The sequence below is a fragment of the Aeromicrobium choanae genome (genome assembly GCF_900167475.1).
Classification (GTDB): domain Bacteria; phylum Actinomycetota; class Actinomycetes; order Propionibacteriales; family Nocardioidaceae; genus Aeromicrobium; species Aeromicrobium choanae.
The window spans coordinates 3,302,055-3,328,558 of record NZ_LT796768.1 but is presented as its reverse complement, the minus strand read 5'-3'; the positions used below and the strand labels follow the sequence as shown (position 1 = coordinate 3,328,558).

Sequence of the window (26,504 nt, the reverse complement as noted above, 5' to 3'; positions counted from 1 at the left end):
CGCTAGGTCAGTCGCCGAAGATGCGCTCGTAGAGGACGTGGTCGTGCCACGTGCCGGCGAGACGCAGGTAGTCGCGCGCCACGCCGAATCGGACGAAGCCGTTCTTCTCCAGGACGCGCTGGCTGGAGTGGTTGTCCAGGCGTGTCCCGGCCTCGATCCGGTGCAGTCCGAGGCGCACGAACGCCAGCTGCACGATCTCGTCCACCGCGGCGCTGGCCAGCCCACGGCCTTGGTGCGCCTCGTCGACGTAGTAGCCGAGCACGCCCTTCATCGAGGGGCCGCGGACGATCTCGTTGAGGTTGACCCGCCCGACCACGGAGTCGTCGGGACCGAGGATCACGCGAGGGAACGACACGCCCTCCTCGTACCGCCGCAGCGCGTCCTGGATGATCGCGCGCTGCCCCTTCTCGGTGAAGTAGATCTCGGGTCGCTTCGGCTCGAGGGCGGCCATGGCGCGGCGATTGCGGCGCAGGACGTCGGCGAGCGCCTCGGCGTCGGTCGTGGCGACGAGACGGGTGACGGCCATGCCGGAATCATGTCAGGCGCGGGCGGTGCGGCGCCGGACGTTTGACGCGGGTCACATATCGTGTTTCGATAACATCGACAAACGATATGGAGCGAGGTTCCCATGAAAGCGCCCTTCGGCACCGCCACCCGTTCGGACCTCTGGCTCGCCGTCGCCCTCGCGGCCGCGGTCATCGTGGGCACGGCGATCGGCGCGGTGCGCCGGGTCCTGCAGATCCTGCCCAACCAGGACGTCCCGGTCGAGGTGTACTTCGAGAGCCAGCAGCAGGCGATCGCGATCGCCGGGCTGGCCGAGCCCGTCCGGGTCGATCTGGACCATGCGACGATCCGGGTCTCGGACCTCGCGCCGGCGAGCTACGTCTCGGCGATCGCCGCCGTCGTCGTCCCGGCCGTGGCAGTCATCGGGGTCATGGTGTGCATCTCGTGGCTGTGCCGGAACCTCGCCGGTGGCGTGTTCTTCAGCAGGACGAACACCCGGTTGGTCACGACGACGTCCCTGCTGATCGTCGGGGGCTGGCTCGTGAGCTCCCTGGCGCGGACGATGGCCAGCAACGGTGCGCTGGCCACGGTCACGCCCGAGGCGGCCGACGTCTCGGTATCGATGCAGTTCTCGCCGATGTACCTGTTCATCGCGATCGTCGTGGGCAGCCTGGCCGCGGCGTTCCACGCGGGGGAGCGGATGCAGCGGGACGCCGAAGGGCTGGTCTGATGCCGCCGGAGGACGACGAGCACCGGGTGCACTGCCGGCTCGACGAGCTGCTGGCCGAGCGGGGGATGACGCTCACCCGGCTGGCCGAGATCGTCGGCGTCACCGTGGTCAACCTGTCGGTGCTGAAGAACGATCGCGCCCGCGCCATCCGGTTCACCACCCTGACGGCCGTCTGCGAGGCGCTCGACTGCGAGATCGGCGATCTGTTGGTGATCGCGGAATGATCGGCGCCGCGCAGCGTTGACCAGGACATGAAGAACATCGGCTTCCTGTCGTTCGGGCACTGGTCCGACTCGCCCCAGTCGGCGACCCGCTCGGCCCGGGACACGCTCCTGCAGTCGATCGACCTCGCGGTCGCGGCCGAGGAGCTGGGCGCCGACGGCGCGTACTTCCGCGTGCACCACTTCGCCCGGCAGCTGGCGTCGCCGTTCCCGCTGCTCGCCGCGGCGGCCGCACGCACGAGCCGGATCGAGCTGGGCACCGGCGTCATCGACATGCGGTACGAGAACCCCCTGTACTTCGCCGAGAACGCCGCCGCCGCCGACCTCATCTCCGGCGGACGGCTGCAGCTGGGCATCAGCCGGGGATCACCGGAGCAGGTCATCGCCGGCTACCGGTACTTCGGATTCGAGCCGCCCGAGGGCATGAGCGACGCCGACATGGCCCGCGGTCACACGCAGGTGCTGATGGAGGTGCTCAAGGGGGAGGGCTTCGCCGAGCCGAACCCACGGCCGATGTTCCCGAACCCTCCGGGCCCTCTCCCGCTGGAGCCGCACTCGCCCGGACTCCGCGACCGCATCTGGTGGGGCGCCGGCTCGCGCGCGACCGCCGAGTGGACCGCCGAGCAGGGCATGAACCTGATGAGCTCGACCCTGCTCACCGAGGACACGGGCGTGCCGTTCCACCAGCTCCAGGCCGAGCAGATCCAGCGCTTCCGCGACGCGTGGAAGGAGGCCGGCCACGAGCGCGAGCCCCGCGTCTCGGTGAGCCGCAGCATCTTCCCGCTGGTGTCCGACCTCGACCGGGCCTACTTCGGCCACGAGTCGCGCAGCACCGACCAGGTCGGCTTCCTCGACGGAGGCTCGGCGCGGTTCGGACGCTCCTACGCGGCCGAGCCGGACGTGCTGGTGAAGGAGCTCGCCGAGGACGAGGCGATCGCGGCCGCCGACACGCTGTTGCTGACCGTCCCGAACCAGCTCGGGGTCGACTACAACGCCCACGTGATCGAGAGCCTGCTGACGCACGTGGCTCCCGCACTGGGCTGGCGCTGATCGCGACACGGGTCGATGCTGTCCTCATGAGCACGCTCGACGTCCCGACGATCATCGCCGCCGGCCTGGATGACTGGCGCCCCCTCGTCCACAGCCTGCACGCCCGGTTCCGCACCGGCGACTTCGCCCAGGGCCTGGAGTTCGTCGTCGACATCGGTGCCGCGGCCGAGGCGGCGAACCACCACCCGGACGTGAAGCTCACCTACACCCACGTCGACATCACGCTGATCAGCCACGACTCCGGTGGCATCACCGACCGGGACCTCGACCTCGCGCGCACGATCAGCGACCTGGCGGGGGAGCGGGGGTTCGAGTCCGATCCCGCGCGCCTGGCCATCGTCGAGATCGCGCTCAACGCCCAGGACAAGGACGCGATCGGCCCGTTCTGGGCCGCGATGCTCACCGGTGACGCGAACGCCTACGACGGTGAGCAGGTCACCGACGACACGGGCCAGGTTCCGCTGCTGTGGTTCCAGCCCACCGAGCGTCGCAACGAGGCTCCGTCGATGTGCTTCCACCTCGACATCTGGATTCCGGTGGGCCAGCTTCCCTCCCGGATCGAGGCCGGCGTGGCTGCGGGTGGGCGCGTCTTCGACGACTCCGAGTCGCCGTCCTTCGTCGTGCTGGAGGACGCCGAGGGCAACAAGGCCTGCCTCTGCACCGTGATGGATCGCAGCTGATCGACCGACCCGGTCAGGAGGAGCCGAACTCCAGCGACGCGGCGCGCGCCTGCAGCCAGGCCCGCTCCAGGTCGTTGCCGGCGAGCTCGGCTGCCGCGATGAACTGGCCGCGTGCCTCGGCGGTGCGTCCCAGCCTGAGCAGGAGGTCCGCGCGCGTGCTGGCCACGAGGTGGCTGCGCGAGAGCGAGCCCTCGGCGTCGATCCGGTCGATCTCGGCCAGCGCGGGCTCCAGGCCGCCCTCGGTCATCGAGAGCGCGGCAGCCCGATTCAGCCGGACCACGGGCCCGGGGACCAGCGCGGAGAGCGCGTCGTAGAGCACCAGGATCCGCTCCCAGTCCGTGGCGGCGAACGACGGGGCCGTCGCGTGGCACGCGGCGATGGCGGCCTGCAGCGCGTAGGGGCCCCGGCCGCGTCCCAGCTCGTCGACACGCTCGAGCGCCGCGATGCCGCGGGCGATCTGCGTGCGGTCCCAGAGCCGGCGGTCCTGCTCGGCGAGGGTCACCGGATCGCCGTGGCGGTCCGTGCGGGCCGCGAAGCGCGACGACTGCAGCTCCATCAGTGAGACGAGCCCGTGGATCTCGGGCTCGCCGGGCAGCAGCCGGCCGACGACGCGGCCGAGGCGCAGGGCCTCCTGGGCCAGGTCGCGGCGGACCCAGCGGTCGCCGGCGCTCGCGGCGTAGCCCTCGGTGTAGAGCAGGTAGATCACGGTCAGCACCGCCGAGAGCCGGGCGGACCACTCGGTGTGGTCGGGCTCCTCGAACGGCACGCGCGCCTCGCTGAGGGTCCGCTTGGCGCGGACGATGCGCTGCTGCACCGCCGGGACGCTGGAGAGCAGCAGGCGCGCGATCTCGGTGGTGGACAGGCCGGCCACGACGCGCAGGGTCAGCGCGACCTGGGCCTCCCGCGCGAGCACCGGGTGGCACGCGGTGAAGACGAGGCGCAGCAGGTCGTCCTCGATCGGCGCCCACGCCGTGTCGTCGTCCTGCTCGAGCTGGTGGGCCATGGCGTGGTGACGCTCGTCGAGGGCCGCCCTGCGCCGCCAGCCGTCGACCGCCCGACGCCGGGCCACCGTGGTGAGCCAGGCACCCGGGTTGCGGGGGACGCCCGACTCGGGCCAGACGCGCAACGCCTCTGCGACCGCGTCCTGGGCCAGGTCCTCGGCCTCGGAGAGGTCGCCGGTCATGCGGGCGAGCGTGGCGACGACCCGCGGACCCTCGATGCGCCAGACGGCATCGAGGGTCGCGGCGAGATCGTCCATGTCAGGCGTTGCCGAGCTGCTCGCGCCAGCCGGCCTCCTTCTGCACGTACTCGTTGTCGGCAAAGCCCTCGAAGTCGGACTCGTCGGTGACGCGGCGCACCTCGAGCTTCGACCCGGGGCCCAGCGGGCAGCGCTTGGCCCACTCGATGGCCTCCTCGCGCGAGGCGACCTGCAGGACCCAGAAGCCGTTGAACAGCTCGTGCGTCTCGCCGTAGGGACCGTCGGTGACGATCGGCTCCTCGGCGGAGAAGTCGACCACGAAGCCCTCGGACGGGTCGGAGAGACCGTCACCCCCGGCCATCACGCCCGCGTTCATGAGCGCCTCGTTGTAGGCGCCCATCGCGTTGATGATCTCCTCGAAGTCCATCTCCTTCGACGCCGCGAGGGCCTCGTCGGTCGTCCGCATGATCAGCATGTACTTCTTCATGATTTCGGTCCTCTCACCGGACGCACCCTGCGTCCTCTCACCATGACGTCGAACGGCGTCGGCCGAGATCGACAGCCTTCGAGAAAAAACTTCGTCGAATCTCGTCCGGGCCACGGTATAGGTTCTGCGAGGGAACAGGAGAGGACCTTCGCATGAGCCATCCGGCCGACACGCACGACCTGATCCGCGTCCACGGCGCCAGGGTCAACAACCTCAAGGACGTCAGCGTCGAGCTGCCGAAGCGGCGCCTCACGGTGTTCACCGGCGTCTCCGGCTCGGGCAAGAGCTCCCTGGTGTTCGGGACCATCGCCGCGGAGTCCCAGCGCCTCATCAACGAGACCTACAGCTCGTTCGTCCAGGGCTTCATGCCCTCCATGGCCCGCCCGGACGTCGACGTCCTCGACGGTCTCACCACCGCGATCCTCGTCGACCAGGAGCGCATGGGATCCGACCCGCGCTCCACCGTCGGCACGGCCACGGACGCGAACGCGATGCTGCGCATCCTGTTCAGCCGGCTCGGCGAGCCCCACGTCGGGTCGCCCCAGGCCTTCTCGTTCAACGTGGCGTCCGTCAGCGGCGCGGGCGCCGTCTCGTTCGAGTCCGGCGGCCGCACGGTGAAGGAGCGCCGCGAGTTCTCGATCACCGGCGGCATGTGCCCGCGCTGCGAGGGCAGGGGAGCGGTGTCCGACTTCGACCTCACGGCCCTCTACGACGAGACGAAGTCGCTCGCCGAGGGCGCGCTGACGATTCCCGGCTACTCCATGGAGGGCTGGTACGGCCGGATCTACCGCAACGGCGACTTCTTCCCCGGCGACAAGCCGATCAAGGACTTCACGAAGAAGCAACTCGACGCCCTGCTCTACAAGGAGCCCACCAAGATCAAGGTCGAGGGCGTCAACATCACCTTCGAGGGCCTCATCCCCAAGATCCAGAAGTCGATGCTGTCGAAGGACCGCGAGGCGATGCAGCCGCACATCCGCGCCTTCGTCGACCGCGCGATCACGTTCCAGACGTGCCCGGAGTGCGACGGCACGCGGCTGAACGAGGGGGCGCGGTCCTCGAAGATCAGGGACATCAGCATCGCCGACGCCTGCGCCATGCAGATCACCGATCTCGCGGCCTGGGTGCGCGAGCTCGACGAGCCGTCGGTCGCGCCGCTGCTGTCGGTGCTGGGCGACACGCTGGACTCGTTCGTCCAGATCGGCCTGGGCTACCTGTCGCTCGACCGCCCGGCCGGCACGCTCTCCGGCGGCGAGGCCCAGCGCACGAAGATGATCCGTCATCTCGGCTCGTCCCTCACCGACGTGACGTACGTCTTCGACGAGCCCACGGTCGGCCTGCACCCGCACGACATCGACCGGATGAACGAGCTGCTGCTGCAGCTGCGCGACAAGGGCAACACCGTCCTGGTGGTCGAGCACAAGCCCGAGGCCATCGCGATCGCCGACCACGTGGTCGACCTCGGACCCGCGGCCGGCAGCGGCGGCGGGCAGATCATGTTCGAGGGCACCTTCGACGGCCTGCGCGCGAGCGACACCGTCACGGGGCGCCACATCGACGACCGCGCCACCGTCAAGGACTCGGTGCGCACCCCCACGGGCCAGCTCGAGGTGCGCGGAGCCAGCTCGCACAACCTGCAGGACGTCGACGTCGACATCCCACTCGGGGTCCTCGTGGTGGTCACGGGCGTCGCGGGGTCGGGCAAGAGCTCGCTCATCCACGGCTCGGTCGCGAGGAACGACGACGTCGTCGCGATCGACCAGGGCGCGATCCGCGGGTCGCGGCGCAGCAACCCGGCCACCTACACCGGCCTGCTCGACCCCATCCGCAAGGCCTTCGCGAAGGAGAACGGCGTCAAGCCGGCGCTGTTCTCGGCCAACTCCGAGGGGGCCTGCCCGAACTGCAACGGGGTGGGCGTCGTGTTCACCGACCTTGGCATCCTGGCCACGGTCGAGTCGCCGTGCGAGGTGTGCGAGGGCCGCCGGTTCGACGCCGCCGTGCTCGAGTACAAGCTGGGGGAGCGCGACATCAGCGAGGTGCTCGCGATGCCGGTGGCCGAGGCGCACGCGTTCTTCGGCAAGGACGGCGTGAATGTCGCCGCCGCGGCGAGGATCCTGGCCCGCCTCGAGGACGTGGGTCTGGGGTACCTGACCCTGGGCCAGCCGCTGTCGACCCTCTCCGGTGGCGAGCGCCAGCGCATCAAGCTGGCCACCCACATGGGGGAGAAGGGCGGCACGTACGTCCTCGACGAGCCCACGTCCGGCCTGCACCTGGCCGACGTCCAGCAGCTGCTCGGCCTGCTCGACCGCCTCGTCGAGTCGGGCAAGTCCGTCATCGTGATCGAGCACCACCAGGCCGTCATGGCGCACGCGGACTGGATCATCGATCTCGGCCCCGGCGCGGGTCACGACGGCGGGCGGATCGTCTTCGAGGGCACCCCGGCCGACCTCGTGGCCGGGCGGCCCACGCTCACCGGGGAGCACCTGGCGGCCTACGTCGGCGCCTGAGCGTCGCGCGGGATGGGGCTGGTGGGGCCGGGTGTGACCTGTCCTACACTCGGCCCATCATGAGAGCGCTGCCCACCGAACGGACCCGAGTTCGCCGCCAGGTGGGGTTCGTCGTGGTGCTGGTCGCGCTGACGGTCTTCCTGATCGGTGCGAGCGCTCCCTCGCCGTTCTACCCGGTGCTCCAGGAGCGCATCGGGTTCTCCTCGGTCACGATGACGCTGATCTTCGCGGTCTACGCGGTGTCGATGCTCGTGACGCTGCTGCTCACCGGATCCCTGTCCGATCACCTCGGCCGGCGGCCGGTCATCACCGCTGGACTCCTCGTCCTGGCGGTCAGCATGACGGCGTTCTGGCAGGCCGAGACCGTCGGCCTGCTCATCGCCGCGCGCGTCGTCCAGGGCTTCGGCGCCGGGCTCCTGATGTCCTCGATGTCCGCCGCGGTGGTCGACCTCGAGCCCGTCAGCCGGCCCGGTTGGGGTGCGATCGCGAACTCGGTCACGCCGTTGGCCGGACTGGCCGCGGGAGGCCTGATCGCCGGCCTCGTCCTCGAGTACGTGGACGAGGATCCGTTCACCGCGGTCTTCGGCGTGCTCACGGGCCTGTTCGTTCTGATGGCGCTGCTGGTGTGGGTGGCGCCCGAGACGTCGGCCCGGCGAGCGGGCGTCTGGGCCTCGCTCCGGCCCAACGTGGGCGTGCCTCCCGAGGCCCGCGCCGCGTTCCTCCGCGCGCTTCCCGCCCTCATCGCCGGGTGGGCCACGAGCGGCTTCTACCTCTCGCTCGGCGCCCCCTTGGTCGCCCAGGAGCTCGGCGGCGACAGCCACGTCGCGCAGGGCGTGGCCATCACCGCGATCAACGGCGCGGGCGCCGCGATGTGCTTCGTCGCCCGCGGGTGGTCCGGCCGCCGCGTCACGCTGTACGGCACCACCACCCTCGCGGTCGGCACGGCACTGACGCTCGTGGCGCTCGCCGCCGGCAGCCTGCCCTGGTTCCTCGCGGCCGCCGTGTTCGCGGGCACGGGCTTCGGCGCCTCGTTCATGGGCGTCATGCGCTCGATCACGCCGTTGGCGCCGCCCGAGCGCCGCGGCGAGCTGTTCGCCGCGGTCTTCGTGGCCAGCTACGTCGCCTTCGGTGTCCCGGCGGTCCTGGCCGGATTCGCCGTGGGGGAGTTCGGGCTGACGCCCACCGCGATGGTCTACGGCGGGGTCGTGGTGGCTCTCTCGGCGCTGGCCGCGCTACTGCGGAAGTTCGGCTCCCCGGACTGAGCGTCACGGTCGCGCGATCACCAGGTCGCGCGTCGTCCGGGTCATGGCGACGTAGCGGTCGACGGCCGACGCTACGTCCTCACCCCAGCCGTCCGGGTCGACCACCACGACGAGGTCGAACTCCAGCCCCTTGACCAGCGTCGGCGAGAGTGAGCGCACGCGCGACTCCTCGGGGAACGACGGGTCGCCGATGACGCACGCGACGCCCTCCTCGTGCTCGGACAGCCACCGATCCACGAGGGCCGGGACGTCGCTGACCTTCGTGCGGACGACGGGGGAGCCGCTGGCGCGGATCGACTCGGGCACGTTCGCGTCGGGGATCGCGGCACGGATCACCGGGCCGGCCTCGGCCATGACCTCGCGCGGCGTGCGGTAGTTGAGGGTGAGGGTGGACTCGCGCACGTCCGGAACGCCGACCCGCGCGAGCCTCTCGGCCCAGGACTCGGTGAAGCCACGACGCGCCTGGGCGCGGTCGCCCACCACCGTGAGGCTGCGCGAGGGGCAGCGGCGCAGCAGCATCGCCCACTGCGCGTCGGTCAGCTCCTGGGCCTCGTCCACGACGACGTGGGCGAACGGACCGGACAGGACGTCGGACGAGGCCGAGATGACGGCGGACTCGTCGACCAGCGCCTCCCGGAGGCCCTCCTGACGGAGCGAGCTCCACAAGCCCTCACCGTCGTCGTGCTCCATCGCGGCGAGCAGGTCGTCGACGACGCGATCCATCGACGTCCGCTGCTCGACCAGGGCGTCGTGCCGGCGCTGCTCCGTCCGGTCGTGGCCCGGGTCGCCGAGCCGCGCATGCGCGGCGTCGAGCAGCGGCAGGTCCGCGTCCGTCCACGAGACCGACTCGTCCCGTCGCAGCAGGCGCAGGTCCTCGTCGCGCAGCCCCGGAGCGCATCGGCGCAGGTAGGCGGGAACGGCCCAGAGGTCCGCCACGACGTCGGTGGGCTCGAGGATCACCCACGACCGTTCGAGTGTGTCGACGAGCTCGGCGTCGCGCCGCAGTGCCGTCACGAGGGAGTCGAGGTCGACCTCCTCTCGGGACAGCCGGTCCGCGACGATCTCGGCGAGGGCCTCCCACACGAGGCCCCGCGCCTCGTTGTGCGGCACGTGCGGGCCGGGCGCCGCGAAGGCCTCGGCCCAGTCGGGAGCGGTGAGGTCCACCTCGCCCCACGGGGTGTCGACGGTGCACTCCACCTTCGGCGGCTCCTCGTAGAGGGCGACCGCCGGCTCGATCGCGTTCACGAGAGCGGTGCCGGCCTTGAGCTCGGCGATCCGCGGGTCACGCTCGGCCACGGCCGACGCACCCTCGGGGACGAGATCGCGAGGGGTGCAGGTCAGCACGCCGTCCTCGCCCAGGCTCGGCAGCACGTCCGCCACGTACGCGAGGTAGGGGTCGTGCGGGCCGACGAAGAGAATGCTGCCGTGGCCCTGCGACAGTCGCGGGTCGGCGTACAGCAGGTACGCCGCACGATGGAGCGCCACCACGGTCTTGCCGGTGCCAGGACCGCCGTCGACGACGAGCGCGCCAGCCGAGTCGGCCCGGATGATCGCGTCCTGGTCGGCGGCGATCGTGCCCAGGACGTCGCGCATCGCGGGGGAGCGGCTGGCGGCGAGCCCCGTGAGGAACGCCGAGTCGTCGTCGAGCGCCAGGTGGGCGGTGGCGGCGCCGGGGGAGAGGACCTCGTCCCAGTAGTCCACGACGTACCCACCCTGCCAGCGGTAACGACGCCGGCTCTCGACGTCCATCGGCCGCGCCGGGGTCGCCGCGAAGAACGGCGCCGCGGCGGGGGAGCGCCAGTCCACGAGGAGCCGGTCGCCGGAGCCGTCGCTGAGCCCGAGGCGACCGACGTAGGTGACGGTGCCGTCGGTGCCCACGACCCGGCCCAGGCACAGGTCGAGGCTGTACCGCCGGAGCAGGCGCAGGCGGGCCTCGAGCCGGTGCACGTCCTGGTCGCGATCGAGGGCCTGCTGGCCGGTGCCGCCCGGCCGGCGCAGCACCTCGGTCAGTTCGTCCGACGTCTGGGCGATGGCGTGGTCCAGCCGCGCCGCCATCGCGGCGAAGTGCCGGGCGTCGCGGTCGATCATCGAGGGCTCGGCCTTGTGCCGGAGATGGTCGGGAAGTGCGAATACGGCTGCCATGACCGACGATTCTGGACCCTGTCGGGGGGCTTGTGGCAAGCCCCCATCCGCGATATACGTTGGAGAGGGAAGGGCGAACGCCCTTCCCTTCGTCATGCATCCGGCAGACAGGACCGACGCTCGTGACCGTGATCCTGCTGTGCGGTGCGGCCGGGTCCGGCAAGTCCACGTACGCCCGCCGCCTCGAGGACGACGGCTGGATCCGGCTGTCATTCGACGTCGAGACGTGGCGTCGCGGCGTCAGGTCGCTTCCAGCGCCGCCCGAGATCCTGGGCGAGATCGAGGACGAGCTCCGGGTCCGCCTCGTCGAGGCCGTCGCCGCGGGCCGTGACGTCGTGGTCGACCTCTCGTTCTCCACCCGCGAGCTGCGCGACGCCTACCGCGAGCTCGTCGCCAACCTCGGGATCGTGGCCGGCACCGTCCACCTCCCGGTCGACATGTCGACCGCGGTGGAGCGCGTCCGTCAGCGACGCAACACCGGGCCGGACGACTACCGGCTCACCGACGAGGCCGTGAGGGCCCACGTGGAGGGCTTCGAAGCCCCGACGTTCGCCGAGCATCCGCTGCAGGTCGTCGACGGCGACCTCGCGCTGCGCCACGCATGCCTCGCCGACGTGGACGAGCTGCTGGAGTTCTGGTCAGGTTCGGCCGAGAACGCGTCGAGGCCGCAGGACTCCGAGGCCGCGGTGCAGCGGCTGCTCGTGCGCGATCCGGCGGCCGTCATCGTGGCCGAGCTCGACGACCGGATCGTGGGCACGGTGATCGCGGGCTGGGACGGCTGGCGGGCCCATCTCTACCGGCTGGCGGTCGGGCCCGAGGCGCGTGGCCGCGGCATCGCGCGCCGGCTGATGCGGCACGCCGAGCATCGACTGGTCGACCTGGGTGCGACCCGTCTCGACGCGATGGTCCTGGACGGGAACGAGGCGGGAGCCGCGGTCTGGCGCGCTGCGGGGTACGCACCGCAGGGGGAGTGGAGCCGGTGGGTCAAGCCGGTCGGCCCGCAGGAGGCCGCCGCCGGGGCTACCGTGGAGTAACACCCGACCAGGCTCAGGAGGCTGCACGTGTCCAGCTCAGCGCAGACGATGGTCCTGCACGGTCACGAGCTCTCGTTCCTCGACCGTGGAGACGGGCCGGTGGTCCTGTTCGTCCACGGGATCCTCGGCTCCCAGCACAACTGGAAGCACCTCGTGGACCGGATGGACGACACCCAGCGGGTGATCGTCCCGGACCTCTTCGGGCACGGCGCGTCGGCGAAGCCGATGGGGGACTACTCCCTGAGCTCGCACGCGGCGACCCTGCGTGACCTGCTCGACCGGCTCGGCGTCGACACCGTCACGGTGGTGGGCCACTCGCTCGGCGGTGGCATCGCGATGCAGTTCTACTACCTGTTCCCCGAGCGGGTCGAGCGTCTCGTCCTGGTGGCCAGCGGCGGGCTGGGTCGCGAGGTGAGCCCGTTGCTGCGCGCCGCGACCCTGCCGGGCGCCGAGCAGGTGCTGAGCGTCGTCGCCTCCGGATGGGTGCTCGGCCGGGTGGAGACCGCCGGACGCACGGCGGCCAGGATCGGCTGGAAGCCGGGTGCCGACGTCGGTGCGATCTGGCGTGGCTTCACCTCGTTGGGCGACCGGGAGAGCCGCAAGGCGTTCCTGGCGACCACCAGAGCGGTGATCGACCCCGGCGGCCAGACGGTCAGCGCGCACGACCACCTCGGCGACGTGGGTCCGATCCCGGTGCTGCTGGTCTGGGGGACCAGGGACCGGATGATCCCGGCCTGGCACGCGATCAAGGCCCAGGAGTCGGTGCCGGGCTGTCAGGTCGAGCTGTTCGAGGGGGCGGGGCACTTCCCGCACCTCGACGACCCCGACCGCTTCGCCGACGTCCTGGCCCGGTTCATCGCCACGACCTCACCCGCGTCCGGCTGAGTCGGGGGAGGACAGGACGCAGAACTCGTTGTCGTCGGGGTCGCGCATGACGACCCAGTCCACCGTGCCCTGGCCGATGTCGGTGCGGGTCGCGCCGAGCCGCTCGAGGCGCCCGACCTCGGCCTGCTGGTCGCCGGTGGGACGCAGGTCGAAGTGCCAGCGGTTCTTCGGCGGCTTCTCCAGGAGCGGGGGACCGCCCCACGAGATCTTGGTGCCGCCGTGCGGTGACTGGATCGCCGTCTCGTCGTCCTCGTCCCAGACGAGCAGCCAGTCGAGTGCCGCCTTCCAGAACAGGCCGACCTCGCGGGTGCCGTCGCAGGACAGGGCGCCGATCGTGCCGCAGCCCGCGAGGAACCTGTTGCCCGGCTCGATGACGCAGAACTCGTTGCGCTCCGGATCCTCCAGGACGACGTGCTCGGCGTCGGCGCCCTGCCCGATGTCGAGGTGGCGGGCGCCGAGCTCCAAGGCACGCGCGACGATCGCCTCCTGGTCGTCGAAGGACGCACTGGTGAGGTCGAAGTGCATGCGGTTGGGCAGCGTCTTGGCGTGGCGCGTGGGCTGGATGTCGATCGCGAACCCGAGCGCGTCGGGGGACGGCAGCGTGAGGACGCCCTCGTCGTGGGTGTCGACGACTTCGCGTCCCAGGACGCGTCCCCAGAAGGTGGCGAGCCGCGCCGGCTCGTTGGCGTCGATGACGAGGGCTTCCAGTCGACTGCTCATGAGTGCCACGCTAGACCTCATGACTCCGCAGAGCATCGTCATCGGGCTGCCGATCGCCGACCGCCCCACATCCCGCGACTTCTACCGCGACGTCCTCGGATTCGAGGCGTCGGGCGAGCCGGCCGACGACGGAGTTCCCGAGCCGCTGCAGTTCGCGCTGTCGGACACGGTGAGCGTGATGCTCGTGCCGACCGGGGGATTCGGGTGGGCGATCGGTGGTCGTCCCGTGGCGCCTGCCGGTCAGCACGAGACGGTGTTCACGCTGGCCGTGCCGTCGGAGGCCGAGGTCGACGCGCTGATGGAGCGGGCGCGGTCCGCCGGTGCCGAGATCGTCACCGAGGCCGCCCAGCTGCCCTGGGGCTACGCCGGAACGTTCGCCGACCCGGACGGCCACCTGTGGTCAGCTTCGTCCGGCGAGGGATGACCGGGACGTGACACGCACCGAGGCGCCATGGACGGACTCGGCGGCCTGGCCGCAGGACGTGAGCCTCGTACGGATCCCGTTGCCGGTGCTGGACGCGCTCGCCCGCGGTGACAGCGAGACGGCCGAGCGTCTCACCGACGTGGAGCTCGGTCGGTACGTCGTCGGACCCGATTGTCTCTGGCTCTGGCAGATACGCAGCGAGCAACTCGTGGCGAGTCCCGACGACCACGAGTGGGTCACCCGCCTGATCGTCGACGGACCTTCAGGTGACGTCGTCGGCGTGGCCGGCTTTCACGGAGCGCCGGACCGCCGCGGCATGGTCGAGATCGGCTACCGGATCGACCCGGACCGGCGCCGGCGCGGCTATGCGCGGTCGGCCCTGCAGGTGCTGCTCGCGATCGCACGCGCCGATCCGCGGGTCGACGTCGTCCGCGCGACCGTCAGTCCCGACAACCTGGCGTCCCGCGCGCTGCTCGATCAGTACGGCTTTCGCGAGGTCGGCGAGCAGTGGGACGACGTCGACGGGCTGGAGACGATCTTCGAGGTGAGCGCCTGAGGGGCCCCTTCCCGCGGTGTCCACGGTTGTCCGATAATGCACATTATGTCAGTTACGCACGGGACGGGCCGCGAAAGGGGCTCCCCTCATCTGGTCTGCGGTACTCCTCGATCACCAGACCGGACTCGAACCGTCGCGTGCTGACGAGGTTGAACGGTGCGACCGTCGGGTCGGCGCCGGCGAACATGCGGATGCCGTCGCCGAGGACGATGGGATAGCGCTTGAGCACCAGTTGATCGATCTCGGACAGCAGCGAGCCGGCGAGCACGCCGCCACCGCACAGGTAGATGCCCAGGCCGTCCTCCTGCTTCAGATCCCGGATCGTCGCCAGCGGGTCGGCCGTGTAGGTGACACCGTCCGGCGGCGTGGCCCCGGAGCGGGTCGCCACGTACTCGCGCAGGTGGGCGTACGGATGCTCGTTGCCCTCGTCGAGCGCGATCCGGTAGCTCCTGCTCCCCTGGATCACCGTGTCGAACCGGCTGCGCGGCGGGGCGACTCCGAGCATCTCCAGGAACTGCGTCGGGACGGCGTCCGCGAAGTCGCTCGTGAGGACGGCGGCGTGGTCGCCCGTGACGGGGAATGCGTCGAACGTGCCGTCGGGTTCGGCGATGAAGCCGTCGATCGAGACGGCGACGTAGTAGACGAGTTCGCGCATCATCTCTCCATTCACTACAGATGTTGTTGTTCGAACATACCACGACAGACGTCGTGGTGCCGATACCCTGAGGCCATGGTCCGCAATCTCGAGCGCCGCACCCTCCTCTCCGACGCCGCTGTCAGCGTCCTCGCCCAGCAGGGTTCGCGGGGGCTGACGCACCGCGCCATCGACCTCGAGGCCAAGGTGCCGAAGGGCACGGCCTCGAACTACTTCGCCTCGCGCGACGACATCATCGACGCGATCCTCGTCCGCATCGGGGAGCGCCTCTCCCCCGACCCCGACATCCACGCCGCACTCGCTGCGCGCACTCCGGGCATCGATCTGTTCACGGACTACCTGAAGGACATCGTCTACCGGCTCACCGCGGAGTCCGACGTCATGATCGCGCTGTTCGAGCTGCGCCTGGAGGCCACGCGCCGCCCTCACGTCGCCGATGCCCTTGCGAGTTGGCGCCGCAACGGGCTGGCGGCCGACGTGGAGTTCAACACGTCCATGGGCTTGCCTGGTGACGCCTCGGACATCACGCTGTTCCACTACGCGATCGACGGCTTGGTGTTCGACCGACTGACCGTCCCGCTCGACGACAGTGCGGACGTCGACGCGCTCGTCGAGACCTTGGCGCGCCGGATCCTGGGCGGTTGAACGGGCCCAGCGGACGTGGACGGGCCGGGCCGCCTCGGACACCCTAGGCTCGTTTCATGGCCCCCCGATCTGCTAAGTCCGCCGCGCGCGCGGTGGACGACCATCCCGCGCTGGACTACGTGGCACGTGCCGGCCTGGTCGCGTTCGGCGTGGTCCACCTGATGATGGGCTGGCTCACCCTGCAGCTCGCGTTCGGCGACCGGGAGAACAAGGCCGACAGCACCGGTGCGGTGCGTGAGCTCGCCCAGCAGCCGTTCGGTGAGCCGATCGTGTGGGCCGTCGGCATCGGCATGGTCCTCCTCGCGGTGTGGCAGGCCATCGAGGCCGCCGTCGGTCACCGCAGCGACGACGGTGCCACGCGGCTGCGCAAACGCCTGACCAGTCTCGGCAAGGTCGTCCTCTACGTCGCGATCGCCGCCACGGCCTTCAAGGTCGTCACCGGATCCAGCTCCTCCAAGAAGGACGGCACGGCGTCGTTCAGCGCGAAGCTCATGGACCTCCCCCTCGGTCAGGCGCTCGTGGGACTGGTCGCTCTCGGGATCGCCGCCGTCGGGGCCTACCTCATCTTCAAGGGTCTGACCGAGCGCTTCCTCAAGGACATCGAGGCCGGCGGTGCCAGCGGGCGCGTCGGCTCGGCCTACGTCTGGCTGGGCAAGATCGGGTACGTCGCCAAGGGTGTCGCGGTCCTGGGCGTTGCCGCGCTCTTCGGCTACGCGGCGATCACCCACGAGCCGGACAAGTCCGGCGGCATCGACGAGGCACTCCTCGCGGTGCTGGACCAGCCACTCGGGCCCGTTGCGATCGCCCTCGTCGGCGTCGGGTTCGCGGCGTTCGGACTCTTCTGCTTTGCCTGGGCCCGTCACATCGACCGCTGATCCAGACCAAACACGCCGTACGTCGAACACGCGTTCTAGAGTGGTCCCATGGGCCACAACCGGAGGTACGGCGAGCGCCTGTCGGCGCTGGACCCTCCGGCCGTGACTCCCCCGCCGCGCATCCGGCCCCAGCACGTGTGGGTCAATCTGTCCACCGTCCAGCACGCTCCGGCGGTGTACCCCGGGGTGCTCGTGGAGTGGCGTCCGGTGGTGAAGGGGTGGGAGGCGCTGTGCACGTGGGCCTCACCAGACGGGGTCGTCCACACCGGGTGGCTGCCCGCGGCACGGCTCAAGCCCGCCAGCTGACGCATCGTGGTACCAAGGTGTCGCTGGGACGACCCGAAGGTAGAAGGATCCGTCCCCCGGGGACGCGGACGGCCCCCGGAGCGGGTGCTCCAGGGGCCGTTCCGGGCGAGGTGCGTCAGCGGCGCACGAGGCGACCCGCGCCGCCCTCGCTGAGCGAGCCCTCGACGTCGGCGCCACGCCAGATCAGCAGGTGGCCGGCGCCGCGCTCACGGACGCTGCCGTCGATCTCGGCCGCGCGGAAGATGCGGACGTGGCCGCGGTGCAGCTCGGTGACGGTGCCGTCCACGTCGCCGGCGATGTGCACGTTGCCGCTGTCGCGCTCGGTGATGTTGCCGTCGACGGAGCCGGAGGGCGTGACCGTGACGGAGCCCCGACCCAGCTGGCGGACGTTGCCGTCCACGTCACCGCGGATCACGATGTTGCCGTGGCGCACCGTGATGTTGCCGTCGACGTCGCCGTTGACCACCAGGTTGCCCTTGCGGATGCTGATGTTGCCGTCGATGTCACGGTCCTTCTTCACCGTGTAGTTGCCCTTGCGGTTGATGTTGCGGTTGTCGTCATCATCCGCGGAGGCCATCGCGGGCAGGCCGGCCAGCAGGACGCCGCCCGTCAGGGCGAGGGCGAGGCTCTTGGTGGTCTTCATCGTGCGCTCCTTCGTTCGGTGAGTGATGACTCCATCGTGCAGAGGCGAAGTGAGCCGGAGGTGAACGAAACATGAGAGAGCTCTCATGTTCGGGTCCCATCCGTTCGGCGGTCCGCAACGAACCCCCAGCATGAATCGCCACGAAGCCGTCTCGGGAGTCACCGCCGGACTCACCGCAGCCCTCGCGGGGCTCGCCACCGGGCACCTCGCCGCCGCCCTGATCGCGCCGGCCTCCTCCCCCGTGCTCTCCGTCGGGAGCGCGGTGATCGACCGGACGCCGACAGCCCTCAAGCAGTTCGCCATCGAGAGGTTCGGCACCGCCGACAAGCCGATCCTGCTCGGAACCGTGCTCGTCGTGACGCTGCTGCTCGCGGCGATCGGTGGCCTGCTCGCCCGCAGATCGTTCCTCGCCGGCGCCGCCGTCGTGCTCGGGCTCGTGGCCGCCGCCGGCTGGGCCGCACTGGCGCGGCCTGCGGCGCGCCCGGTGGACGTGCTGCCCGCGGCCGTGACCGCGATCGTGGCGCTCGTCGTCCTGCGGTGGCTCACCCCCGAGCCCGGTGAGCCCGTCGACGGTCCCGGACGCCGCCGCCTGCTGGCCAGGACCGGAGTCATCGTGGGCGCCGCGGTGGTCGTCGGATCGGTGGGTCAGTGGCTCACGGTGCGAGCACGTGACGTGACCAACATCGTGTTTCCCCGCGCGCGCAAGCCCCTGCCTCCCCTCCCCCGTGGCCTCGAGGCCCAGTACCGCGGCGTCTCGCCGTTCCGCACCGATCGCGACGACTTCTACCGCGTGGACATCAACCTGACGGTCCCCGTGGTCGACCACGAGACCTGGACGCTGCGCATCGACGGCATGGTCGACCGGCCGTTCGAGCTGACCTTCGACGAGCTGCTCGAGCTCCCACTCGTCGAGTGCGACATCACCCTGACCTGCGTCTCCAACGAGGTGGGCGGCCCATACGTCGGTGCGGCCCGCTGGCTGGGGGTGCGGGTGTCCGACCTGCTGGAGCGGGCCGGGGTGCGCGACGGTGCCGACCAGATCCTGAGCACGGCGGTCGACGGCTTCACGATCAGCACTCCCCTGACGGCCGCCCAGGACGGCCGGGACATGATCGTCGCGGTGGCGATGAACGGTGAGGCTCTCCCCCGCGACCACGGATTCCCGGCCCGCCTCGTGACTCCCGGGCTGTACGGGTACGTCGGCGCGACGAAGTGGCTGACCCGGCTCACCGTCACCACGTACGAGAAGAAGACGGCCTACTGGACCGACCGCGACTGGGCCATCGACGGGCCGATCAAGATCTCCTCGCGCATCGACACCCCCGCGGCGCTGAAGCCCGTCGAGGCCGGCCGCATCGTGGTCGCGGGCGTCGCCTGGGCGCAGGGACGCGGGGTGGGCGCCGTCGAGGTCAAGGTCGACGACGGCGACTGGAAGCCCGCGGAGTTCGGCCCCGACGCGGGCGTGGACTACTGGCGCCAGTGGTACCTGCTGTGGGACGCCGAGCCCGGCCGTCACACGCTCACCGTGCGCGCCAAGAGCCTCGAAGGTGAGGTCCAGACCGAGAAGCGGGCAGCGCCTTTTCCCGACGGTTCCAGCGGATACCAGCAGATCGTGGTGCAGGTCACATGATCCGACCCATCCGGATGCGCCGCCGCACCGAATGACTGACAACTTCGTCACCCAATGAGAGGCACGATCATGAACCGCTTGCTCCCCCGCCGTACCGCAGCAGGCGCTGCCGCCGTCGTCATGTGCTTCGGCCTGGCCGCCTGCAGCAGCAGTGGCGACGACTCCAGCAGCAGCGAGTCGACGACGCCCTCCGCGTCCGAGTCGATGTCCGAGGACATGGCGACCGGCCCGTTCGGCGCCGGCTGCGCCGGCGTCCCCACCGAGGGTGAGGGCTCCGTCGAGGGCATGGCCGACGACCCGGTCGCCACCGCCGCCTCCAACAACCCCCTGCTCACCACGCTGGTCAAGGCTGTCACCGCCGCCGACCTCGTGGACACGCTGAACAGCGCCGAGGCGCTCACGGTGTTCGCGCCGACCGACGACGCGTTCGCCAAGATCCCCGCTGCCGACCTGGACGCCCTGCTGGCCGACAAGGACGCGCTGACCAAGGTCCTGACGCACCACGTCGTGGAGGGGCAGCTCGCTCCTGACGAGGTCGCCGGCGAGCACGAGACCCTCGCAGGTGACACGATCACCGTGGAGGGCTCCGGCGAGGAGTTCACGATCGGCGAGGCTGCCGTCGTGTGCGGCAACGTCGACACGGCGAACGCCAAGGTCTACGTCGTCGACTCCGTCCTGATGCCCTGACCTGCGACTGACGGGACAACTCCGGTGAACCACCTGCGAGCAGTGCCCTCGGGCGGCGAAGAGTCGCCGTCCGAGGCGCTGGCCGACACCCTGAGGCGGTGCGGACGCGGCGACGAGGCCGCGTTCGCCACGCTGTACGACGAGACCTCCGCCCGCATCCACGGACTCGTCCGGCGGATCGTGCGGGATCGCGCCCAGAGCGACGAGGTCACGCAGGAGGTCTACCTCGAGGTGTGGCGACAGGCAGCACGGTTCGACCCCGATCGCGGGTCCGCCCTGAGCTGGCTCATGACGATCGCGCACCGCCGCGCGGTGGATCGGGTCCGCAGCGCGGAGGCCGCCACGGCACGCGACACGCAGCACGTCCTGCGGGACGTCGCGGTGGCGCATGACTCGACGAGTGAGATGGTCGAGGCCCGGCTGGACGCCCAGCGCGTCCGCCGGGCCCTGGCCGGCCTCACCGAGACACAGAGGGAGGCCATCGACCTGGCCTACTTCAGAGGCTGTACACACACCGAGGTCGCCACGATGCTGGACGTGCCCGTGGGCACGGCGAAGTCCCGCATCCGGGACGGCCTGATCAGACTTCGTGACGCGATGGGAGCAGAAAGATGAGCGACGTGCACGCGCTGTCCGGCGCCTATGCTCTCGACGCCGTCACCGACGCCGAGCGTGAGAGCTTCGAACGCCACCTGGCCGGCTGCGAGGCCTGCCAGGCCGAGGTGGCCAGCCTCCGCGAGACGGCCGCCGTGCTGACCGAGCTCAGCCTGGAGGAGCCGCCCCCGGCCCTGCGCGGGTCCGTGCTCGCCGCCATCACCGAGGTGCGTCAGCTGCCCCCCGAGCCGGCCCATCGTCCGCGCCGGCTCCGCTTCGATCCGCGCCTGCTGCTCGTGGCCGCCGCGTCCGCCGTGGTCCTGGCCGCCGGCGTCGGCGTCGCGATCACCCAGCCCTGGAACGACGGGACCTCCCAGGTGCTCACGGCCACCGACCGTGTCCTGGAGGACCCGCAGGCGCAGCGGGTGACGCAGACGTTCGACGACGGCGCGAGCGCCACGGTGGTGCGATCGCCCGGCGAGAAGCGTGCCGTGATCGTCACGCACGACATGCCCGCGGCGCCCGAGGGTCACTCCTACGTGGTCTGGCTCCAGCAGGGCGACGAGATGGTCAGGGCCGCGACGATGCCGCAGGGCCCGGACAACACCGTCCTGCTCGAGGGCGACGCACTCACGGCGTCCGCGGCCGGCGTCACGGTCGAGGAGGACCCCGACACGACCGAGCCCACCAGCGACCCGATCGCGCTGTTCGCGTTCTGACCCCTCGATCGGGCAGGCTCGTGCCGTGTACGAGTTCGAGGCGACGCTGTGGCGGTGGCGCGAGGACGGCGCGTGGCACTTCGTCACGCTGCCGGAGGACGTCGCCGACGACATCGACGACCGCACCCCGGTGCGTGCCGGGTTCGGTTCGGTCAAGGTCGAGGTGACCGTGGGGTCCCAGACGTGGAGCACCTCGGTCTTCCCCAGCAAGGAGCAGCGCTCGTTCGTCCTGCCGATCAAGAAGGCGGTCCGGGAGGCCGCCGGGTGCTCGGAGGGCGATCGAATCCACGTGGGACTCGCGGTTCAGTCGTAGGCTGGGACCGTGAACGACCTGATCACCGACCAGCGCGGCCGACCGTTCCAGACGGTGTTCGGCTGGATCATCGCCATCGCCACGGCCGGCTACATGCTGCCGTGGGCGATCGCCGCCACGCGCGGCAAGTCCAACACCGGCGCCATCTTCTGGCTCAACCTGCTGCTGGGATGGACGGTCGTGGGCTGGATCATCGCGCTCGTCATGGCCTGCACGTCGCACCAGGTGCTGGGGATCAAGAACCCACGCTGAGCCGATGAACGAGGACGCCCGCAGCCGCGCCGCCCGGTACCGACTGGAACCGGGTGCGGACACGGCGGGTCCGGACGAGACCGAGGACGACGCTCCCCCGCCCAGACGGCTCCCGGAGGACCAGACGCTCTGGGTCGACCAGCAGATCCGCGCGGCGATGGCGCGAGGCGAGTTCGACGACCTGCCGCTCGCGGGGAAGCCTCTCCCCCACATCGACACCGCGGCGGAGCCCGACTGGTGGCTGAAGCGGTTCATCGAGCGCGAGAACATCACCGGGGTCCTGCCCGAGGCGCTTCAGCTGCGCAAGGACGACGCCGTGCTGCGCGACGTGCTCGACACGCTGAGGTCGGAGCGCGCCGTGCGCGAGGCGGTGGAGGAGTTCAACCGCAGGATCGTTGCCGCGCGACGGCAGCTGCAGGGCGGCCCGCCGGTCGTGACCCAGCTGCGCGACATCGAGGTGGAGGCCGCGGCCTGGCACCAGCGCCGTGCGGCGCGCGCCAGGGAGCGCCTGGCGGCGGATCCGTCCGAGCCGACCGGACCGGGACCTATTCGAAGGGCGTGGGATCGCCTGCGCCGACGCGGATGATCTCGGCGTAGCCCTCGGAGAGGTCGACGACCGTGGTGGGCTGCGGGAGGATCTCCTCGCCCGAGTCGACGATCGCGTCCACGCGGTCGCCCAGCTCCTCCCCGATCTGCCAGGCCTGGGTCATCGCCTCGGTCTCGCCGGGCAGGATCAGCGTGGAGGTCAGGATCGGCTCGCCGAGCTCCTCGACGAGGGCCCGGGTGATCCGGTGGTCGGAGATGCGGACGCCGACGGTCTTCTTCTTCGCCTGGAGCAGGCGCTTGGGCACCTCGAGGGTGCCCGGGAGGATGAAGGTGTAGGGGCCGGGGGTCGCCGCCTTGATGGCGCGGAACACGGCGTTGTCCACGTGCACGAACTGGCCCAGCTGGGCAAAGTCGCGGCAGACGAGGGTGAAGTGGTGCTTGTCGTCGAGGTCACGGATGGACCGGATGCGCTGCAGGGCGTCGGCGTTGCCGACCTGCGCGCCGAGGGCGTAGCCCGAATCGGTGGGATAAGCGATCATCCCGCCTCCCCGCAGCAACGCGACCGCCTGTTCGACGGTGCGCTGCTGCGGGTCGACGGGATGAATGTCGAGATAGCGAACCATGCCGCTACCCTAGGCGTCTTTGCTTACGTGAAGAGACTCACGCCGCCCGGTCCGACGAGAAGTGCGATGACGATGAGCACTGCGCCCATCACGAAGTCGCGCTGGACGAGACGGATGATGCCGAAGATCGCGATGATCACTGCAGCAATCCACAAGATGGTGTCCCACATGGGGGTGACTCCCTTCGTTGGTTAACGACTCCACCTTGCCGTGAGTTGGCGATGTTCGCATGTTGGACGCTTCGTGGTCCTGCAGGCGTCGCGAACTAGGTTGGTGGAGTGAGCAGCCCGACCCTGGCCGAACGGCGCGAGCGCCAGCTGGCCCACGACCGCGAGCGCAGCGACCACCTGGCCGGGCGCATCGCGCGTCCACGCCGGTCCGCCGACGAGCTCCGCGCCGTCGCGCTGGAAGCGTCGACGAAGTTCTCCGACGGACAGACCGACGACCTGCTGGCGTGGGTCGCCGAGGAGTTCGGCCACCTGACCGCGGTGGCGTGCTCGATGGCCGACGCCGTGCTGCCGCACGTGGTCGCCCGCCACCTCCCGTGGGTCGACACGCTCTTCCTCGAGACCGGCTATCACTTCGCCGAGACCGTGGGCACGCGCGACGCGGTCGAGTCGTCGATGCAGCTCACGATCGTCGATGTCGCCCCGCGCCAGAGCGTCGCCGAGCAGGACGCCCAGTACGGCGAGCGGCTCTACGAGCGCGACCCCGCGCTGTGCTGCCAGCTGCGCAAGGTCGAGCCGCTCACCGAGACCCTTGGCGGCTACGAGGCCTGGATCACCGGCGTCCGGCGCGACGACAGCCCCCTGCGCGCCGACACGCCCTTCGTGACGTGGGACGAGAAGAACGGTCTGGTGAAGATCAACCCGCTGGCCGACTGGACCTTCGACCAGGTCCTCGACTACGCGAACGAGCACGACGTGATCCTCAACCCGCTGCTGAACGACGGCTACCCGTCGATCGGCTGCGCGCCCTGCACGCGCCGCGTGGCGCCCGGCGAGGACCCCCGGGCCGGGCGCTGGGCCGGCCTGGACAAGTCGGAGTGCGGCCTGCACACGTGAGCACCTTCCCCCTCGGCCTGAGGATCGCTGGTCGCCGCGTGGTCGTCGTCGGCGGAGGTCACGTCGCCACCCGTCGCGCCTTCGCCCTCCTCGAGGCCGGCGCCGACGTCCACGTGGTCTCCCCCGCCGTCTCCGACTCCCTGGCCTCGGCCATCGGCCGGGGCACGATCACGTGGCACGAGCGGACCTACCGCACGGGTGACCTCGACGGTGCCTGGCTCGTGCAGACCGCCACCGACGTCCCGCCGGTCGACGACCTCGTCGCCGACGATGCCGAGGCGGCGCAGATCTTCTGCCTCAAGGGCGGCGATCCCGAGCACGCCACGGCCTGGACCCCCGCGGTGGCCCGCGTGGACGACATCACGATCGCGGTCAGCGGCGGCGGCGATGCCGGGCGCGCCGCGGCCCTGCGCGACGCGGTGGCCACGGCCCTGCAGACCGGCGACCTGCCGCTGCGCCACCGCACCCACGCGAAGGGCCTCGTTGCCCTCGTCGGCGCGGGGCCGGGCGACCCCGGCCTGCTCACCACTCGAGGCCGGCGACTGCTCGCCGAGGCCGACGTCGTCGTGTTCGACCGGCTCGCCCCCCAGTCCGTCCTGGCCGAGCTCGCGCCCGACGTCGAGGTGATCGACGTCGGCAAGCAGCCCGACCACCACCCCATCCCGCAGGAGCGCATCAACGAGCTCCTCGTCGACCGCGCCCAGCAGGGCAAGGTCGTCGTGCGGCTCAAGGGCGGCGACCCCTACGTCTTCGGGCGCGGAGGCGAGGAGCTGCTCGCGTGTCGCGCGGCCGGCGTCGAGGTCGAGGTGGTCCCCGGCGTCACGTCGGCGATCGCCGTGGCCGCGGCGGCGGGCATTCCGGTCACCCATCGCGGCGTCGCGCGCGGCTTCTCGGTGCTCACCGGGCACGAGGCCGTCGGTGAGCTGCCGCGCCGCGGCGACCACACCCTGGTGCTCCTGATGGGCGTCAAGCGGCTGCGCAGCACCGCCGAGGAGCTCATCGCGGCAGGTCACGACCCGCACACGCCCGCTGCCGTCATCGAGCGAGGCTTCGCCCCCGACCAGCGCACCACGATCGCCACCCTCGGCACGATCGCCGACCACGCGGCCCACGCGCAGGCCCCCGCGATCACCGTGATCGGCGACGTCGTCAGCCTCGCTGCCGCAACCACCGGTTCAGACGCCGCTCTCCCGACCTCATGACCAGGCCGTGCGCCAGCACGAACGCCGGTCGCAGCAACCGCTCCGAGCGGCGCATCCACGGCGCGGTGGTGTCCACGTGCCAGTCGATGGTCAGCAGGGTCCGCCCGGGGCGACCCGGTGCGAAGTCCAGGTGCGCGGACCCCTCGAGGTCACCGCGCGAGCGGAACCGCATCGTGGTGGTGGGCTGCAGGTCGAGGTCGTGCACCGTGAAGCGCAGCCGGTAGCCGAAGGCGCTGCGTGCGACGAGATCGATCTCCTCGCCCCGGTGGGCGGTCACGCTGACCGCGTCCCACCACGGCAGCGGGTCGTCCTGCTCCAGGAACTGCTCCAGCGTGCGCCAGAGCCGCTCAGGCGGCTCCTCGACGTCCCAGACCGAGCGGAACTCGTACGCGCGATCACTCATCGCGCCATCACCTGAGGAGAAGCAGAGTAGGTCGGTGGCGCGATTCGTGGTGTTGGACGGCTCGCTCGCTGGCGCTCGCTGCTCATCGGGCCGTGTCGCTGCCGGGATTCGGGCACCAGGCGGGTTTCAATGGGATCAGCCCCGCGCGGTATGAGCGCACGGGGCTCTCACTTTCCTCGGGTGCGGCGCAGCCACCACAGGCCGACGAAGGGCAGCACGAGCGGGATGAAGCCGTAGCCGGCGCCGAAGCCCGACCACACCGTCTCGTCGGGGAACAGCTCGGAGTCCACGACGCTCAGCAGCCCGACACCCAGCACGCCGATCAGCTCGAAGCCGATCGCCGCCGTCGCGACCCGGCGGTTGCCGGTGGCCAGCGCCCACGTCGCGATGCCGTAGACGACGCCGGCCACGGCCGACAGCGCGTAGGCGACCGGGGCCTCGTCGGCCTTCGTCACGAGCTGGTAGACCGACCGCGCGGTCGCCGCGACGGCGAAGACGGCGTAGACCGCCACGAGGGCGCGTCCGAAGCCGTGCTGTGTCTCGGTGTCGTGCTCAGCCATGTCCCACCCAGATCTGGTGCGTACGGATCAGCATGACCGACACCGTGAACAGCGCCACCGCGACCACGCCGGTGCCCCAGCGGGTCTTGTCGCCGATCCCCCACAGCACCGAGGCGGGCGGGATGAGGACGGTGGTCAGCAGGTACGACACGTACAGCGCCTTCTCGACGTCGCGATCGGTGCCGGTGACGGCGACGATCCCCCAGACGAGGCACACCACGAGCAGCACCTCGACGACCGCCACGGCATAGAAGAGCGGGTTGCTGAAGCGGTACGACCTCGCCGTGTGCCACCCCGCGAACACGGCGGCGGCGAGGGCGGCGGCGGAGGTCAGGTAGACCAGGGCGTCAGGCATGTCAGACGTGAGTCTTTCACGCTGGCAGGATG

General features: G+C 70.9%; 34 protein-coding genes. 22 read left to right on the top strand and 12 right to left on the bottom strand.

Features of this window, described 5'->3' with window-relative positions; genetic code table 11:
* Positions 1-7: 7 nt before the first annotated feature.
* Complete coding sequence (locus tag B5D60_RS16200) at positions 8-526, bottom strand: GNAT family N-acetyltransferase (RefSeq protein WP_078701118.1); 519 nt, start codon at positions 524-526, stop codon at positions 8-10.
* Between the two features lie 102 nt (positions 527-628).
* Here B5D60_RS16200 and B5D60_RS16195 point away from each other — a divergent pair, with 102 nt between their 5' ends.
* Genes B5D60_RS16195 through B5D60_RS16180 form a run of 4 tightly spaced genes read left to right on the top strand, consistent with a single transcriptional unit; the run spans position 629 to position 3,185 of the window.
* Complete coding sequence (locus B5D60_RS16195) at positions 629-1,234, top strand: DUF2975 domain-containing protein (protein WP_078701117.1); 606 nt, start codon at positions 629-631, stop codon at positions 1,232-1,234.
* A complete protein-coding gene (locus tag B5D60_RS16190) occupies positions 1,234-1,458 on the top strand; it encodes a helix-turn-helix domain-containing protein (RefSeq protein ID WP_078701116.1) in 225 nt (74 codons plus the stop codon). The genes B5D60_RS16195 and B5D60_RS16190 overlap by 1 nt, the downstream gene beginning before the upstream one ends.
* 27 nt (positions 1,459-1,485) lie before the next feature.
* Positions 1,486-2,505, top strand: a complete 1,020-nt coding sequence (locus B5D60_RS16185) for an LLM class flavin-dependent oxidoreductase (RefSeq protein WP_078701115.1) — start codon at positions 1,486-1,488, stop codon at positions 2,503-2,505.
* Positions 2,506-2,531: 26 nt separating this feature from the next.
* Positions 2,532-3,185: a 4a-hydroxytetrahydrobiopterin dehydratase gene (locus tag B5D60_RS16180; RefSeq protein ID WP_078701114.1), complete on the top strand. Its 654-nt coding sequence runs from the start codon at positions 2,532-2,534 to the stop codon at positions 3,183-3,185.
* A 13-nt stretch (positions 3,186-3,198) separates the two neighbouring features.
* On the opposite strand, the gene B5D60_RS16175 is transcribed toward B5D60_RS16180, so the two are convergent.
* Together B5D60_RS16175 and B5D60_RS16170 are read right to left on the bottom strand one after the other, a co-directional pair.
* A complete protein-coding gene (locus tag B5D60_RS16175; RefSeq protein WP_078701113.1) occupies positions 3,199-4,443 on the bottom strand; it encodes an RNA polymerase sigma factor in 1,245 nt (414 codons plus the stop codon).
* Position 4,444: 1 nt separating this feature from the next.
* A complete protein-coding gene (locus B5D60_RS16170) occupies positions 4,445-4,870 on the bottom strand; it encodes a YciI family protein (RefSeq protein WP_078701112.1) in 426 nt (141 codons plus the stop codon).
* A 152-nt stretch (positions 4,871-5,022) separates the two neighbouring features.
* On the opposite strand from B5D60_RS16170, the gene B5D60_RS16165 reads away from it, so the two are divergent.
* Both B5D60_RS16165 and B5D60_RS16160 read left to right on the top strand, forming a co-directional pair.
* Entirely contained in the window at positions 5,023-7,377 is a 2,355-nt protein-coding gene (locus B5D60_RS16165) for an ATP-binding cassette domain-containing protein (protein WP_078701111.1), read from the top strand.
* A 59-nt stretch (positions 7,378-7,436) separates the two neighbouring features.
* Positions 7,437-8,639: an MFS transporter gene (locus B5D60_RS16160; protein ID WP_078701110.1), complete on the top strand. Its 1,203-nt coding sequence runs from the start codon at positions 7,437-7,439 to the stop codon at positions 8,637-8,639.
* 3 nt (positions 8,640-8,642) lie between these two features.
* Here B5D60_RS16160 and helR read toward each other — a convergent pair whose 3' ends face one another.
* Positions 8,643-10,781 (bottom strand): RNA polymerase recycling motor ATPase HelR, encoded by a 2,139-nt coding sequence (gene helR / locus B5D60_RS16155; protein ID WP_078701109.1) that lies wholly within the window; start codon positions 10,779-10,781, stop codon positions 8,643-8,645.
* Between the two features lie 122 nt (positions 10,782-10,903).
* Here helR and B5D60_RS16860 point away from each other — a divergent pair, with 122 nt between their 5' ends.
* The gene (locus tag B5D60_RS16860; RefSeq protein WP_231948915.1) at positions 10,904-11,815 is read left to right on the top strand and encodes a GNAT family N-acetyltransferase; all 912 of its coding nucleotides are present in this window, start codon (positions 10,904-10,906) and stop codon (positions 11,813-11,815) included.
* Between the two features lie 27 nt (positions 11,816-11,842).
* The gene (locus B5D60_RS16145) at positions 11,843-12,700 is read left to right on the top strand and encodes an alpha/beta fold hydrolase (RefSeq protein ID WP_197684347.1); all 858 of its coding nucleotides are present in this window, start codon (positions 11,843-11,845) and stop codon (positions 12,698-12,700) included.
* On the opposite strand, the gene B5D60_RS16140 is transcribed toward B5D60_RS16145, so the two are convergent.
* Entirely contained in the window at positions 12,683-13,420 is a 738-nt protein-coding gene (locus tag B5D60_RS16140; protein WP_078701107.1) for a VOC family protein, read from the bottom strand. The genes B5D60_RS16145 and B5D60_RS16140 overlap by 18 nt on opposite strands.
* Positions 13,421-13,439: 19 nt before the next feature.
* Between B5D60_RS16140 and B5D60_RS16135 the strand changes: the two genes are divergently transcribed.
* Together B5D60_RS16135 and B5D60_RS16130 are read left to right on the top strand one after the other, a co-directional pair.
* A complete protein-coding gene (locus B5D60_RS16135; RefSeq protein ID WP_078701106.1) occupies positions 13,440-13,844 on the top strand; it encodes a VOC family protein in 405 nt (134 codons plus the stop codon).
* Positions 13,845-13,851: 7 nt separating this feature from the next.
* Positions 13,852-14,400, top strand: a complete 549-nt coding sequence (locus tag B5D60_RS16130; RefSeq protein WP_078701105.1) for a GNAT family N-acetyltransferase — start codon at positions 13,852-13,854, stop codon at positions 14,398-14,400.
* 52 nt (positions 14,401-14,452) lie between these two features.
* Here the strand turns inward: B5D60_RS16130 and B5D60_RS16125 are convergent, their stop codons facing one another.
* Positions 14,453-15,058, bottom strand: a complete 606-nt coding sequence (locus B5D60_RS16125; protein ID WP_231948914.1) for a dihydrofolate reductase family protein — start codon at positions 15,056-15,058, stop codon at positions 14,453-14,455.
* A 72-nt stretch (positions 15,059-15,130) separates the two neighbouring features.
* Between B5D60_RS16125 and B5D60_RS16120 the strand changes: the two genes are divergently transcribed.
* The 3 genes from B5D60_RS16120 (at position 15,131) to B5D60_RS16110 (ending at position 16,881) form a co-directional block, all read left to right on the top strand.
* Positions 15,131-15,700, top strand: a complete 570-nt coding sequence (locus B5D60_RS16120) for a TetR/AcrR family transcriptional regulator (protein WP_078701104.1) — start codon at positions 15,131-15,133, stop codon at positions 15,698-15,700.
* A 92-nt stretch (positions 15,701-15,792) separates the two neighbouring features.
* Positions 15,793-16,575, top strand: coding sequence for a DUF1206 domain-containing protein (locus B5D60_RS16115; protein WP_172806397.1), 783 nt, complete (start codon positions 15,793-15,795; stop codon positions 16,573-16,575).
* A 48-nt stretch (positions 16,576-16,623) separates the two neighbouring features.
* Complete coding sequence (locus B5D60_RS16110; RefSeq protein WP_078701102.1) at positions 16,624-16,881, top strand: hypothetical protein; 258 nt, start codon at positions 16,624-16,626, stop codon at positions 16,879-16,881.
* A gap of 115 nt (positions 16,882-16,996) precedes the next feature.
* Here B5D60_RS16110 and B5D60_RS16105 read toward each other — a convergent pair whose 3' ends face one another.
* Positions 16,997-17,524 (bottom strand): polymer-forming cytoskeletal protein, encoded by a 528-nt coding sequence (locus tag B5D60_RS16105; RefSeq protein ID WP_172806396.1) that lies wholly within the window; start codon positions 17,522-17,524, stop codon positions 16,997-16,999.
* Between the two features lie 130 nt (positions 17,525-17,654).
* On the opposite strand from B5D60_RS16105, the gene B5D60_RS16100 reads away from it, so the two are divergent.
* The 7 genes from B5D60_RS16100 (at position 17,655) to B5D60_RS16070 (ending at position 22,305) form a co-directional block, all read left to right on the top strand.
* Positions 17,655-19,154: a molybdopterin-dependent oxidoreductase gene (locus B5D60_RS16100; RefSeq protein WP_078701100.1), complete on the top strand. Its 1,500-nt coding sequence runs from the start codon at positions 17,655-17,657 to the stop codon at positions 19,152-19,154.
* Positions 19,155-19,223: 69 nt separating this feature from the next.
* Positions 19,224-19,841, top strand: coding sequence for a fasciclin domain-containing protein (locus tag B5D60_RS16095; RefSeq protein ID WP_078701099.1), 618 nt, complete (start codon positions 19,224-19,226; stop codon positions 19,839-19,841).
* Between the two features lie 24 nt (positions 19,842-19,865).
* The gene (gene sigK / locus B5D60_RS16090; RefSeq protein WP_078701098.1) at positions 19,866-20,456 is read left to right on the top strand and encodes an ECF RNA polymerase sigma factor SigK; all 591 of its coding nucleotides are present in this window, start codon (positions 19,866-19,868) and stop codon (positions 20,454-20,456) included.
* Complete coding sequence (locus tag B5D60_RS16085; protein WP_078701097.1) at positions 20,453-21,154, top strand: anti-sigma factor; 702 nt, start codon at positions 20,453-20,455, stop codon at positions 21,152-21,154. The genes sigK and B5D60_RS16085 overlap by 4 nt, the downstream gene beginning before the upstream one ends.
* Before the next feature lie 25 nt (positions 21,155-21,179).
* Positions 21,180-21,467 carry a DUF1905 domain-containing protein gene (locus tag B5D60_RS16080; RefSeq protein ID WP_153303073.1) on the top strand — a complete coding sequence of 96 codons (288 nt, stop codon included), beginning with the start codon at positions 21,180-21,182 and terminating at the stop codon, positions 21,465-21,467.
* A 9-nt stretch (positions 21,468-21,476) separates the two neighbouring features.
* The gene (locus tag B5D60_RS16075) at positions 21,477-21,719 is read left to right on the top strand and encodes a superinfection immunity protein (RefSeq protein ID WP_197684346.1); all 243 of its coding nucleotides are present in this window, start codon (positions 21,477-21,479) and stop codon (positions 21,717-21,719) included.
* A gap of 4 nt (positions 21,720-21,723) precedes the next feature.
* Positions 21,724-22,305, top strand: coding sequence for a DnaJ family domain-containing protein (locus B5D60_RS16070; RefSeq protein ID WP_078701095.1), 582 nt, complete (start codon positions 21,724-21,726; stop codon positions 22,303-22,305).
* Here the strand turns inward: B5D60_RS16070 and B5D60_RS16065 are convergent.
* On the bottom strand, positions 22,265-22,888 hold the full coding sequence (locus tag B5D60_RS16065) for an L-threonylcarbamoyladenylate synthase (protein ID WP_078701094.1): 624 nt from the start codon (positions 22,886-22,888) through the stop codon (positions 22,265-22,267). The genes B5D60_RS16070 and B5D60_RS16065 overlap by 41 nt on opposite strands.
* A 23-nt stretch (positions 22,889-22,911) precedes the next feature.
* Positions 22,912-23,058, bottom strand: a complete 147-nt coding sequence (locus B5D60_RS16980) for a GPGG-motif small membrane protein (protein ID WP_172806395.1) — start codon at positions 23,056-23,058, stop codon at positions 22,912-22,914.
* A gap of 108 nt (positions 23,059-23,166) precedes the next feature.
* Between B5D60_RS16980 and B5D60_RS16855 the strand changes: the two genes are divergently transcribed.
* The gene (locus tag B5D60_RS16855; RefSeq protein ID WP_153303072.1) at positions 23,167-23,952 is read left to right on the top strand and encodes a phosphoadenylyl-sulfate reductase; all 786 of its coding nucleotides are present in this window, start codon (positions 23,167-23,169) and stop codon (positions 23,950-23,952) included.
* Entirely contained in the window at positions 23,949-25,154 is a 1,206-nt protein-coding gene (cobA, locus tag B5D60_RS16850; RefSeq protein ID WP_153303071.1) for a uroporphyrinogen-III C-methyltransferase, read from the top strand. Before B5D60_RS16855 ends, cobA begins: the two co-directional genes overlap by 4 nt.
* Here cobA and B5D60_RS16055 read toward each other — a convergent pair.
* The 3 genes from B5D60_RS16055 to B5D60_RS16045 form a co-directional block, all read right to left on the bottom strand.
* The gene (locus B5D60_RS16055; protein ID WP_078701093.1) at positions 25,102-25,557 is read right to left on the bottom strand and encodes an SRPBCC family protein; all 456 of its coding nucleotides are present in this window, start codon (positions 25,555-25,557) and stop codon (positions 25,102-25,104) included. The two genes, cobA and B5D60_RS16055, sit on opposite strands and share 53 nt — an antisense overlap.
* A gap of 167 nt (positions 25,558-25,724) precedes the next feature.
* Positions 25,725-26,117, bottom strand: coding sequence for a hypothetical protein (locus tag B5D60_RS16050; protein WP_078701092.1), 393 nt, complete (start codon positions 26,115-26,117; stop codon positions 25,725-25,727).
* Positions 26,110-26,472 (bottom strand): hypothetical protein, encoded by a 363-nt coding sequence (locus tag B5D60_RS16045; protein ID WP_078701091.1) that lies wholly within the window; start codon positions 26,470-26,472, stop codon positions 26,110-26,112. The genes B5D60_RS16050 and B5D60_RS16045 overlap by 8 nt, the downstream gene beginning before the upstream one ends.
* Between the last annotated feature and the right edge of the window lie 32 nt (positions 26,473-26,504).